The organism is Pedobacter sp. N36a (assembly GCF_014472395.1).
In the GTDB taxonomy this organism is placed as follows: Bacteria; Bacteroidota; Bacteroidia; order Sphingobacteriales; family Sphingobacteriaceae; genus Pedobacter.
Genome location: NZ_JACSZW010000007.1, coordinates 76792 through 88488, shown reverse-complemented (window position 1 = coordinate 88488; position 11697 = coordinate 76792). Strand labels below are relative to the sequence as shown.

The 11697-nt window shown below is 40.5% G+C and carries 9 protein-coding genes; 5 read left to right on the top strand and 4 right to left on the bottom strand.

What is annotated here, in order from left to right; all coding sequences use genetic code 11:
- Positions 1-9 precede the first annotated feature (9 nt).
- The 4 genes from H9X96_RS14970 to H9X96_RS14955 all read right to left on the bottom strand — a co-directional run bounded on the left by H9X96_RS14970 (position 10) and on the right by H9X96_RS14955 (position 4107).
- Positions 10-1239 (bottom strand): pitrilysin family protein, encoded by a 1230-nt coding sequence (locus tag H9X96_RS14970; RefSeq protein ID WP_187667074.1) that lies wholly within the window; start codon positions 1237-1239, stop codon positions 10-12.
- Between the two features lie 156 nt (positions 1240-1395).
- Positions 1396-1899, bottom strand: coding sequence for an HmuY family protein (locus H9X96_RS14965; RefSeq protein ID WP_187667073.1), 504 nt, complete (start codon positions 1897-1899; stop codon positions 1396-1398).
- A gap of 55 nt (positions 1900-1954) precedes the next feature.
- On the bottom strand, positions 1955-3127 hold the full coding sequence (locus tag H9X96_RS14960; protein ID WP_187667072.1) for a hypothetical protein: 1173 nt from the start codon (positions 3125-3127) through the stop codon (positions 1955-1957).
- Positions 3124-4107, bottom strand: coding sequence for a DUF2157 domain-containing protein (locus H9X96_RS14955; RefSeq protein ID WP_187667071.1), 984 nt, complete (start codon positions 4105-4107; stop codon positions 3124-3126). Before H9X96_RS14955 ends, H9X96_RS14960 begins: the two co-directional genes overlap by 4 nt.
- Before the next feature lie 154 nt (positions 4108-4261).
- On the opposite strand from H9X96_RS14955, the gene htpG reads away from it, so the two are divergent.
- The 5 genes from htpG (at position 4262) to H9X96_RS14930 (ending at position 11479) form a co-directional block, all read left to right on the top strand.
- Positions 4262-6151, top strand: a complete 1890-nt coding sequence (gene htpG, locus H9X96_RS14950; protein ID WP_222943914.1) for a molecular chaperone HtpG — start codon at positions 4262-4264, stop codon at positions 6149-6151.
- Between the two features lie 153 nt (positions 6152-6304).
- Positions 6305-7024 (top strand): DUF4397 domain-containing protein, encoded by a 720-nt coding sequence (locus H9X96_RS14945; protein ID WP_187667070.1) that lies wholly within the window; start codon positions 6305-6307, stop codon positions 7022-7024.
- A 185-nt stretch (positions 7025-7209) separates the two neighbouring features.
- On the top strand, positions 7210-7779 hold the full coding sequence (locus tag H9X96_RS14940) for an RNA polymerase sigma factor (protein WP_187667069.1): 570 nt from the start codon (positions 7210-7212) through the stop codon (positions 7777-7779).
- A 64-nt stretch (positions 7780-7843) separates the two neighbouring features.
- Positions 7844-9223, top strand: a complete 1380-nt coding sequence (locus H9X96_RS14935) for a hypothetical protein (protein WP_187667068.1) — start codon at positions 7844-7846, stop codon at positions 9221-9223.
- A 120-nt stretch (positions 9224-9343) separates the two neighbouring features.
- Positions 9344-11479 (top strand): M3 family metallopeptidase, encoded by a 2136-nt coding sequence (locus H9X96_RS14930; protein ID WP_187667067.1) that lies wholly within the window; start codon positions 9344-9346, stop codon positions 11477-11479.
- The last annotated feature ends 218 nt before the right edge of the window (positions 11480-11697 follow it).

The window sequence follows — 11697 nt, the reverse complement described above, 5'->3', positions numbered from 1 at the left end:
ATACAAATATTACGCTAAAGGGTAAAAGGTTAAGGCGCTAAGATTACTTTCATCTAAGATTTCATTGGTAATATTGGCCATATCAGTAGTAGTAACGGATTGAATCCTACTAAATACCGCCTGTAAATCCTCAATGTGATTGTAGTCGATCAGGCTTTTAGCCATAGATATGATCAGTCCGATTCTATTTTCTTCACCTAAAGCAATTTGTCCGATAAATCTATTCTTTGCCTTTTGAAGCTGTACTTCCGTTAATGGCTGGTCCTTTAGCTTTTTAAATTCTTTAAAGATCAGCGATAAGGCACGGTCCACTTTTTCTTTATCTGTACCGAAATACAAGGTAAAGATGCCAGTATCACTCAGCGGACTATAACCAGTTTCAATGGTGTATGCAATACCGTATTTCTCGCGGATCTGTAAGTTTAAAATAGAACTCATTCCTGTGCCGCCAACAATATTGTTCAGTAACAATAAGCCGGTTTTATAAGGATGGTGCAAAGAATAGGCCTGCGCGCCCAGCATGACATGAGCCTGGCTGATCGGTTTCTCCAGGATCACCTTCGCCAAAGGAGCTTTTTCTGGTGCTGTTCTGGTATCTTTGTGTGAGTTTTCTGGAATCTCCGAATAATATTTATCAGCGGTTTTGATCAGTTTATTCAGACTGTAGTTTCCTAAAACCGCAACAATAATCTTGTCGGTATGGTAGTTTTCTTTGATGAACTGATGGATGTCTGCCTGGCTGATGTTATTCACCGTTTCAGGGCTGCCTAGGATATTTCTACCCAGTGGATGACCCGCAAAAACAAGGTCTTCGAAATCATCGTAAATCGCTTCTTCCGGCTGATCCAGGTAGGAGGTAATTTCATCCAGAATCACACTTTTTTCTTTGTCCATTTCATCTTCCGGGAAGGTAGAATGGAATACTATATCATGGAAAAGCTCTAAGGTTCTGTCCAGATAAGGGTTCAAAAAAGAAGCATGAACACAAGTATATTCTTTGGTAGTGTAGGCATTGAGATCTGCACCCACACTTTCCAGTCGGTTTAAGATCTGGTTCGTATTTCTTTTCTCTGTGCGCTTAAAGATTAAGTGCTCAATAAAATGAGCCAGACCAGATTTTTCTTCCTGCTCATCTCTAGACCCACTATTTACAATAATGCAGGCATGAGAAATTGCAGAAGGAGAAGGGACATGAAGTAATCGTATGCCGTTTGGCAGGGTGTGAACATTGTATTCCATCAGGGCACAAAGATACGGAAGAAATCACCTTCAGCGGGATAATATTTATGTAGCATTCCGGTCATTTCTGTGTCGGAATAAGCGACTTAGCCTTTGATAAGACGCTTATTTTATCGGTTGATGTTTTATGAATTGAGATCAGAATCCCCGCAGCCCCTATTTCAATGCCCTATACTTGAAGGTGTAAAAACCAGTTTCGTTGTAGTCCTGCTCGTCATAATAGTAACTCAATACTTCCAGCTTATAGTGTTTACCGGCAGCATTGCGGATCAAAATGATTTTACCTTCAATTGGGGTTAAAGCATGGCTGGCCATGTCATAGTTATACCAGCCTTTTCCTGATCCGGTAGGGATCACACTTGTACTTTGCGTATCTTCTTTATAGCCCGTTTCTGGTGCTTTGACTACTTTATCAAAGCTGGTATTGCTTAATATCTGACCGGCAACTTTATGTTTGCTGTTGAGTTTGATGGTCGTGTTATTGAAGGCAAGATCCCAGTTCTCGCCTTCTTTTACTGGCTTTCCTTCCGCCAGGCTGTAAAAGGTGGTTTTAGATTTTGCATCCAGATTTTTTTCCGTTTTAGCAGTTTGTGCAAATATGGCCTGCCCTGTACAAAGCGTAAGAGATAGAATAGATAAGGTCTTGATGATGAATTTCATGGGAGTTCTTTTTTCACAAAGAAACGAACTATTTATAATTATTCTAAATAATTTTCTAAAAATTTCCTGATGCTCCTCCTCCGCCAAAATTGCCGCCACCCATTCTGGTGCCTTCTGGGCTTGTCGTTCCTGTTCCAAAAGTACCGCTTACCACCAGCGACTCTACTTTGAGCTGGTCTAATACCTGATCTCCTTCCAATTCTTCTGCTGTAAAGCCATGTTTCGGAGTTTTCAGGTATCGCATGATTCCATAAGAAAGCCCCAGCAGTAAAGCTCCAACAATGACCAGTACCATTTCAATAGGTAGGATATGGTAGTAATTTCTAAAGGTAAAAGCAGCCATTGCGACGAGAATCAGGCCTGATCGCAGCAGGATCACTTCTTTTTGCTTTAAGCCCATTCCGATATATACTAATGGAACTCCAAAGGTCCAGAGCCAGAAAAACCAGCCAAAAGGAATGCCTTGATTTGGAGACAGGCTGATGTCATTCATTATGCTGCCCAGCTCTCTGACTACAAAATAATTTCCGGCGGCATAGGTGATTAATGAACTTGCCAATTGGATGATGCGGAGGCAATCTTTATAGATCCAATGCTTTTTAAAAAGATCGCGTGCTAGAAAATAGACCGTCGCTGATACAATCATCATCAGGAAGGGCATGGTTGCAAAAGGTAGAAAGCCATATTCGTACCAGGCAAAAAAGACAAAAGCGATGAATGCGCAGAAAGTAAGCAAGGCCATGAGCATATCCACAAATCGGAGTGTAAAGTAAGTGCCCAACACGCTGATCATTCCAGAGATCAGTAATCCACTGGTCAGGTTGTTCAGGTTGTACTTCATGTCGATGTAAACATAAGGAGCCATGATCAGTAAGGATCCGGCTGTCCATAGCAGTGCGTCGTCCACACCTGATTTATAATGATGGTATTCCCTTACCGCAATTTCCAGTGCAGTATAGCTGATCAAGCCAAGAAAAATATAATAAGCGGGGGATTCTAGTAACTGGTTATTGCTCAGTATCAGACTCACAAAGCCAAAGGCAAAAGAAGTCAGAATACTAGTGACCACAAATAATCCGATCCGCATAAACAGATTAGAACTATGAAAAGGCACTGGATGTTTTTCCAGGATGTCTAGTAATTCACCAGGCTGCAGATCATGCTGCACTTTTTTCATTTGATCCTGAATGATCAGATTTTTTAACCAGGTAATATTGTAAATGATCATGAGGCTTTCATTTGTTTGTTTAAACGGACAATGCGCAGGATTAATACGGTGGCAGAAATGATAAAGTAGAAGCAGAGCAGGTAGAGTCCGCCCATATTGTTTATCCCATCCAGCATCCGGAAAACAAGAATGCTGACCGCGAGATAACTATAAAGGATTACCAGTAGCACAAAGTAAAAAGATTGATGGCGCAAAGCATCCAGGTATAGATAGAAGGCAAGGGCAAATAAGACCAATAACCATAAAACGGCCAGTTTCGATTCATACGCATTAAAATATCCAAACAGCAAAGCGATGAAGCTGATGTGGGTGCCAAAATGAAGGTAGCTGAATCGGAAATGCTTTTTAAAATCGTATCGATCGGTTAGGAAACCTGCAAGGAGTAGGATGAATCCTAAGCCCAGGTAAGTATAAATGACCGTCTGGTTGTCGAAATTTCCATTGGAAAGTAAGCGGCTTGGGGTTACCGATACCCCCATCCAAACGGCGAGGTTGGCGATCGCCATACTGAGAATTCCTAAATGGTCGAATTCATAAGCCACATAAAATAAAACCACCATTGGAATAAAGGTGGCCAGGCCATAATTGGTTCCAAAAACCTGATATTGAAATTGTAGGTAACCGGTAAAAGTCAGGAAACTTAGGGAGGCCAGTAGCAGCAGGTAGTCGAACATCGCATTAGGAGCCTTTACCAATTCTTTGCTGAAGGGTTTCTTATGTTTAAAGCAATAGTAAAAGCAGCCACCGCTAATGGCTGCGATGAGGGCCAATATGCCCTGGTGGCCGATTGTATCTATGTTTTTATAAATCAGCACGCCTAATCCGGTGCTGAGCATCATCACGCCAAGGTATAGGAGTGTCTTTAATTCCCAGTGTAAGGAAAACAAGGTGTTTCCCTGTTTTTCACATAGCTTTTCATAAGATTCGGGTGACAGGGTCCCCTCCTCTTTCAAGGTTTCGTAAAGGTCGGCATTAGTCATGAGACGAGATGATATAGATAAGATATTCAAGTATACATAAATTTGGGAGAATGATTTGGCAATATCTGGCCAGTTTTTACTGTCAATTTGACAAGATTTTCGAATTGGAATAGCCATTGATAGGTTGGCTATGTACTTAAAAATGAGTTAATATATGAGCATAGAAGAAAAAGGAACCATTTCCATTCACACGGAGAATATTTTCCCGATCATCAAAAAATTCCTGTATTCAGACAATGAGATATTCCTGCGCGAGCTGGTATCCAATGCAGTAGATGCGGTACAAAAGATTAAACGTCTTGCTGCATTAGGACAATACAACGGAGAGCTGGGTAACCCATTGGTAGAAGTAGCGGTTGATGCAGATAAAAAAACCATTACCATTACAGATAATGGTTTAGGTATGACTGCTGAGGAGATCAAGAAATACATCAATCAGGTGGCTTTCTCCGGCGCAAGTGAGTTTGTAGAGAAGTTTAAAGACGCGAAAGACGCGAATGAAATCATAGGTAAATTCGGTTTGGGCTTTTATTCGGCCTTTATGGTGTCGGATTTAGTAGAAATTCAAACCCTTTCTTACCAGGATGGTGCAGAACCAGCACGCTGGGTATGTGATGGCAGTACTTCTTTTGAGATTTCTGCAGGTAACAGAACCACTCGTGGAACAGAAATTACCCTGCACATCAATGCTGAATCTGAAGAGTTTTTGAGCAAAAACAAACTGGAAGAGATTCTGGAGAAATATGGTAAGTTCTTACCGGTACCAATTAAATTTGGTACAAGAACGGAACATGTTGCTGATGGAGAAGATGAAGAAGGAAAACCAAAAACAGTGGCTGTTGAGGTAGATAATATCATCAATACCACCAATCCTATCTGGACTAAGGCACCTGCAGATTTGTCAGATGAGGAGTACCTTGCATTTTACAAGCAATTGTATCCTTATGCAGAAGATCCTTTGTTCTGGATTCACCTGAATGTAGATTATCCTTTCAACTTAACAGGCGTATTGTACTTCCCGAAAGTGAAGAATGATTTTGACATGCAGCGCAACAAGATCAAGTTGTTTTCACGTCAGGTATTCATCACCGATGAGGTAAAAGACATCGTTCCTGAATTCCTAATGTTGTTACATGGGGTAATTGATTCACCGGATATTCCTTTGAATGTTTCCAGAAGTTTCCTTCAGGCAGACAGCAATGTGAAAAAGATCAATAGCTACATCACGAAAAAGGTAGCAGATAAACTTCAGGAGCTTTTCAATAAAGACCGTAAAGGTTACGAAGAAAAATGGGGTGATATTGGATTGTTCGTGAAATATGGCTTGGTAAGCGAAGAGAAATTCTATGATAAAGCGAAGGATTTTGCCTTGCTAACCAATACTAAAAACGAAAATTACACCTTAGGAGAATACCATGATAAGGTAAAAGACTTCCAGACCGACAAAAATGGCCAGGTAGTTTATATCTATGCAACGGATCCTTCTAAACAGGATACCTTTATCCAGTCGGCCAATAAAAAAGATTACGATGTACTGCTGATGAACTCGGCAATTGACAATCACTTTATCAGCTTTCTGGAAAATAAACTGGAGAAAACGTTATTGAAACGTGTAGATTCTAGTGTTGCCGATAAACTGATCGAAAAGGACGAGGCGATCGAGTCTGTATTGACAGAAGATCAATCGAAAAAGATCACGGATATCTTTACCAAAGCGATTACTAAACCAGGAATGCAGGTAGAAGTAGTTGGCCTGAACCCGGAAGAATTGCCAGTAACGGTAACCATGGACGAGTTTATGCGCCGCATGAAAGAAATGGCACAAATGGGTGGCGGAATGGGCTTGTACGGCAGCATGCCAGATAGCTATAAAGTAGCCATCAATGGAAACCATAAATTGATTGGTAAGATTCTTTTGACCGACAATGAAGAGGAACAAGGATTATTGGCTAAACAAGCCGTAGATCTTGCTTTATTAGCGCAAGGAATGTTAACAGGTGCGGAATTGACTGCTTTTGTAAGTAGAAGTGTAAACCTGATTTAATCTTTTTTAAAAGAATATGGAACCCCGCTGCAGCAATGCAGCGGGGTTTTTTATTTTATTTTCATGGAGGTTGTAGCGTTTTTAAAATGACCTTCGTTTTATAAGGAAAAGGCTAAAGGCCAATAATTAACCATTCACACAAAAAAAATAATTATGAGAGTTTCAAACCATTTAAGAACAATATCTAAGACTTTTGTTGCTGCAGTTGCAGTATCAGTCGTGTTTTCAGCCTGCTCAAAAAAGTTCGATGGCGGAGAGCCCATTGATCTTGCAGCTTTAACCATTGTTCATGCTGGTCCGGATGCTAAAGAACTAGATTTTATTGTTGGCGGACAAAGAGCAAACAATGACGGTGCATTTAAATATGGCTTTAAACTAGGGTACCTGGGATTGTATCCAGGTATGAGTACGATTGCCATCACAGAAAGAGGAAAAACAACTTTCTTGCTGACAAAAAATGAATTGTATAAATCAGGTCAGTTCTACAGTACTTTCTTATTGGATACTGGAAGTAAAAGATCTTTCCTAACGATCAATGACAAGTTAGATAGTATCAAAGCGAATGACAATGCAAAAGTTCGTTTCATCAACTTAAGTCCAGATGCACCAACTTTAGATTTAGCCATTACTGGTTCAGCAACAGATATCGCGAGCAACAAAGCATTTAAAGAGTATAGCCTTTTTACTGATGTAACGCCAGGAGAAAGTGTAGCATTGGAAGTAAAAGACCATACTACTAAAGCCGTTAAAGCAACACTTCCTGCAATGAAACTGGAAAAAGGTAAATTCTATACCGTTTGGGCAAAAGGATTTAAAGACAAAGCTGAGACAGATTCTTTGAAATTTAAAGCAGCAGTTTACGCTGCAAAATAAGACACCATGAACTTTGGCCCATTTATGGGCCGGCTTCTAAAACGGTTAATTTGGAAATGCGTAAATTAGCCTTTCTAAGGGTAAACCTTGTTTTAGAAGATGTCCGGAAGAAAGGAAGTTTTTAATAAATTTCCTTTCTTCTGTACAATGTAAATTAAAAAAATCCTTAATGGTGTTAGAAAAGAATGCTCAAGTTTGAGGACGTTTTAGCTGGATGTTTGAAAAATGACAATAAATGCAAGGAGGTGGTTTATAAATCATTTTATGGGTATTTAATGGGCGTTATTTTAAGGTATGTCAACGATCGTCATGATGCGGAAGAGCTGATCAACGACTGCTTCATTAAGGTATTTAAAGGATTAGGGCAGTTTGGGGCGCCTAATGATCCGGAACAATTACAAAAAGCATTTAAAGGATGGGCCGCCAGGATTTCTTCCCGTACAGCGATCGACTTTTTACGCAGTAAGAAGACTTTTTTATACGTAGACGATATGGAGGAGCCGCCACAGCCAATCACAGAATTAAATGCCATTTCTCAACTCCATGTGCAAGACATTATGAAACTATTGAATCAATTACCGGAAACGCATAAATTGATCTTCAATATGTATGAACTGGAGGGCTTTTCTCATGAGGAGATTTCGAAACTACTAAAAATACCGGAAAGTTCTAGTCGGGTGTACCTGACCAGGGCAAAGAACAAATTAAGAATACTGTATTCAAAATCATTAATTACTGATTTTGAACCCAATTAAAAGGCGCGCGCGAAAGGAATAATAGGGGATGAATGGGGAAAATGACCTAAATAAAAATATAAGGATGAAACCGAATGAACATATGAAATTGCCTGATGATGAGCTGATCGCTCACATTAAGGAGCAGTTAATGGCTCATGAGGAAGACTATGCTCCCGGAGCATGGGAAAATTTCAATTCTGAAAAGCCAGCCAAAAAACGAGGTGTATTCTTCTGGTTCGGAAGTTTAAGCAGTGCTGCCGCATTGATCCTGATCGGCTTTGCTATATTTTTAATAAATGAAAGAAAAGAAGGGCCTAAACCGTCAGTATTGACCGGAAATAAGACCTCGAATCAAGATATAAAATTAACGGAAAAGGGGTTCGATGAAAGATTGAAGTCAGGTGAATTTGCAAAGGAAAAAGAAAAAATAGGGCTTTCCAATCCTAGGGCTTCGAAACAAAATGTATCTGCTAGTGTTCCACAAAATCTGCCCCTGAAAGACATGGATGCAAGCGAAGGTAACGATGTTGGCCAGGGCAAGGGGATAAATGAAGACAAGGGTTTAAAAAAGGAAAACGCAGCTGTAGCCAGTACTAAAATTCCTATGGACCAGCAGCCATTGAACACTGCGGTTGCCGGACTGAACAATTCTAGTATGGCGCTTGTAAAAGATAAAACCACAGAAGCTGCCCTACCGAAAGCTCCAATTGTAGTTCAAAAACAAAGTCTGGAAGAATTTTTAGCGCAGGAATCCAAAAATGGGAATGCCCGCGGAAGAAGAAATACCGGTAATCAAAGGGCATTAGCGATGCAAGACGACAAATGGGAGATGGGGGTGATGGTCGCTCCATCTTTTGGCAGCAGCAAGAAATTGAATATGGGGTATGGAGTTAGCATGGCCTACGCTTTGAGTAAAAAGGTATCCATCAATTCAGGAATTTCCTACAATGAGATGGGAGCCTCAAGAAATGCAGCCTCTTCTGCTGGAGCTGAGCAAAATATGCCAAGTACTTTTGCTGGTGGATTTCCGAGCAATAGCAAACAGCTGCAATCCGTAGACGCTAGTCTGCAGGGAATAGATATTCCTTTGGAGATTAGCTACCGCCTGAGTAAAAGTCTATATGCAAATGTGGGTATATCCGCTTTTGCGGTCCTGAATCAGAAAAGAAAAAACATCTTTTTGGAAAGTCAGGTTCAGGATAGTCCGGTTGATCCTGCAGGAACATTTGCCTTTAAATCCAATGTACTGAACACTATGATTACAGAAGAACGTCAGTCTTCTGATGAGCTTAAAACAGATCCTTACCTTGGGTTCTATAACTTCTCTTTGGGCTACAAGCAACGCATCTCTCGCGGAAAATCAGTTTCTTTAGAGCCATTTTTAAAACTCCCAATTAAAGAGTTTACTCAGGAAAATCTATACCTGATTGGAACAGGTTTGCGGGTGAAATTCGATTTTTAAATACTTTTATCACTATTTTGTTGCAACAATGATACATTTTAAGAAGGGCATCAGTCTTTTTAAAATTATCTTTGTGAGGACCTGGATTGCCAGGGTTTTGTGGTAGATGAATAAATTTTGATGAAAAAGATGAACTTAAAAAAAGGAATCCCTTCTATGCTTTTAGTTTGCGGTATGCTCCTGGTGACCGATAAAATGGCATTAGGACAAAGCACAAATCCATTTATGGAAACGTATAACACTCCTTATGGGGTGCCACCATTTAATAAAATTACCAATGCTCATTTTGTTCCAGCCTTTCAGGAAGGAATGAAACAGCAGCAGCAGGTAGTTGCCGCTATCTATAAACAACGCTCGGTGCCAACTTTTGTGAATACCGTAGTGGCTTTGGAAGAAAGCGGCAAATTATTGTCGAAAGTGAGTACAGTTTTCTTTAACCTGAGTTCCGCAAATACTTCGCCTGAGCTAGAGAAAATTGCGCAGCAGATGGCTCCGGAATTGTCTAAACACAGTGACGACATTTACCTGAATGCGGAATTGTTCAAAAGAGTAAAAGCGGTATATGATAAACGTACTGCTTCAAAGCTGAGTGCAGAACAACAGCGCTTGCTGGAGAAAACTTATAAAGCTTTTGTGAGAAGCGGTGCCAACTTAAATGAAGCACAGCAGCAGCAAATGAGAGCGATCAATAAAGAGTTTTCTTTACTGACCTTAAATTTCGGACAGCATTTGCTGGCTGAAGTGAATGCTTACGAACTTTTGATTGACAACCAGGCTGATCTTGCAGGTTTGCCAGAATCGGTAAAAGCTGTTGCTGCGGCCTCCGCTAAGCAAGCAGGAAAAGAAGGAAAATGGAGATTTACCCTGCACACACCTAGTGTAACGCCTTTTCTTCAGTATTCGGAAAATCGTGCCCTTCGCGAAAAAATGTACAATGCTTATATCAACCGCGCCAATCATGATGATGAGCATGACAACAAAAAGATCATTTCCCGTATTGTGGCGCTGCGTGCAGAAAAAGCCGCATTATTAGGTTATAACAGCCACGCTGATTTTGTACTGGAAGAAAGTATGGCAAAATCTCCTAAAGAAGCTTACGACTTGTTAAATGGTCTTTGGGATGCGGCTCTACCAGTTGCCAAACAAGAAGCTGTGGATATGCAGAAAATGATGGACAAAGAAGGTCGCAATGAGCAATTGGAAGCCTGGGATTGGGCACATTATGCAGATAAAGTGCGTAAAGAAAGATACAATTATGATGCAGAAGCCTTACGTCCATATTTCCAGATTGACAATGTAAGAGAAGGATTCTTTAAAGTAGTCAACAAATTGTATGGCATTACTTTTACCTTGCTTCCAGAAGTTCCGGTATACCATAAAGACGTTTCTGCGTATCAGGTGAAAGAAGCTGATGGAACCCATATCGGCGTGATTTACATGGATTTCTTTACCCGCAGCTCTAAACGTGGCGGTGCATGGATGACTTCTTATGCGACTCAATCTTATGAAAATGGCAAACGTGTAGCGCCAGTAGTTTCTATCGTTTGTAATTTCTCAGGACCTAACGGTGATGAACCGGCTTTGTTTACAGCAGATGAGGTGACTACTTTCTACCATGAAATGGGACACGCATTGCATGGCTTATTGTCGAATGTGAAATACAGAAGTCTGGCTGGAACATCTGTTCCCCGCGACTTTGTAGAGTTGCCTTCTCAGGTGATGGAGCATTTTGCTTTTGAGCCGGAAGTACTTCAGTTTTATGCTAAACATTATAAAACGGGTGCAATTGTTCCTCAGGAATTGATCGATCGCATGAAGAATGCTTCGAAATTTAACCAGGGCTTCGAAACCGTAGAATACCTTGCTGCTGCTTTGCTGGATATGGGATTCCATACCGTGCCTGCCGGAAAAGAAGTAAATGCAACGGAATTTGAAACTTCAGAAATGAATAAATATGGCTTGATCAAGCAAATTGCACCTCGCTACCGCAGTACTTATTTCCAACATATCTTTGCTTCTGGATACTCAGCAGGCTATTACAGCTACATCTGGTCGGCGGTATTGGATAGCGATGCTTTCGCTGCCTTCAAAGAAAGCGGAAACATCTTTAATCCGGAAGTGGCCAATTCTTTCCGTAAAAACGTACTTGAAAAAGGCGGAACTGTAGAGCCAATGGATTTATATAAAGCCTTTAGAGGTAAAGAACCAAATATGAAATACTTGCTAAAAGATAGGGGGCTGGACAAAGCGCTTTAACCCTGGCTTTATTTTTTTGTGCTCTGGAGCGGCATAGATTGCTGCGCCAGCAAAGTTAAATGACCAACATCTTCGATTTTGACGATGTTGGTCATTTTTTTTGTCCCCTTTTGTTTTTTCAAAAAGCTGGTCTTTTAATCCTAGAGGCAATTTAAAATTCAAATTCTCAGAATCGCGTGTAATCTCAGCTAACTTATTCTAAGTTATTGATTTAGCTA

Excerpts from the sequence above, each read along its gene's own strand:
- H9X96_RS14970 (WP_187667074.1), bottom strand. The coding sequence starts at position 1,239 with ATGGAATACAATGTTCACACCCTGCCAAACGGCATACGATTACTTCAT.
- htpG (WP_222943914.1), top strand. The coding sequence starts at position 4,262 with ATGAGCATAGAAGAAAAAGGAACCATTTCCATTCACACGGAGAATATT.
- H9X96_RS14960 (WP_187667072.1), bottom strand. The coding sequence starts at position 3,127 with ATGATCATTTACAATATTACCTGGTTAAAAAATCTGATCATTCAGGAT.
- H9X96_RS14965 (WP_187667073.1), bottom strand. The coding sequence starts at position 1,899 with ATGAAATTCATCATCAAGACCTTATCTATTCTATCTCTTACGCTTTGT.
- H9X96_RS14935 (WP_187667068.1), top strand. The coding sequence starts at position 7,844 with ATGAAACCGAATGAACATATGAAATTGCCTGATGATGAGCTGATCGCT.
- H9X96_RS14945 (WP_187667070.1), top strand. The coding sequence starts at position 6,305 with ATGAGAGTTTCAAACCATTTAAGAACAATATCTAAGACTTTTGTTGCT.
- H9X96_RS14940 (WP_187667069.1), top strand. The coding sequence starts at position 7,210 with ATGCTCAAGTTTGAGGACGTTTTAGCTGGATGTTTGAAAAATGACAAT.
- H9X96_RS14955 (WP_187667071.1), bottom strand. The coding sequence starts at position 4,107 with ATGACTAATGCCGACCTTTACGAAACCTTGAAAGAGGAGGGGACCCTG.
- H9X96_RS14930 (WP_187667067.1), top strand. The coding sequence starts at position 9,344 with ATGAAAAAGATGAACTTAAAAAAAGGAATCCCTTCTATGCTTTTAGTT.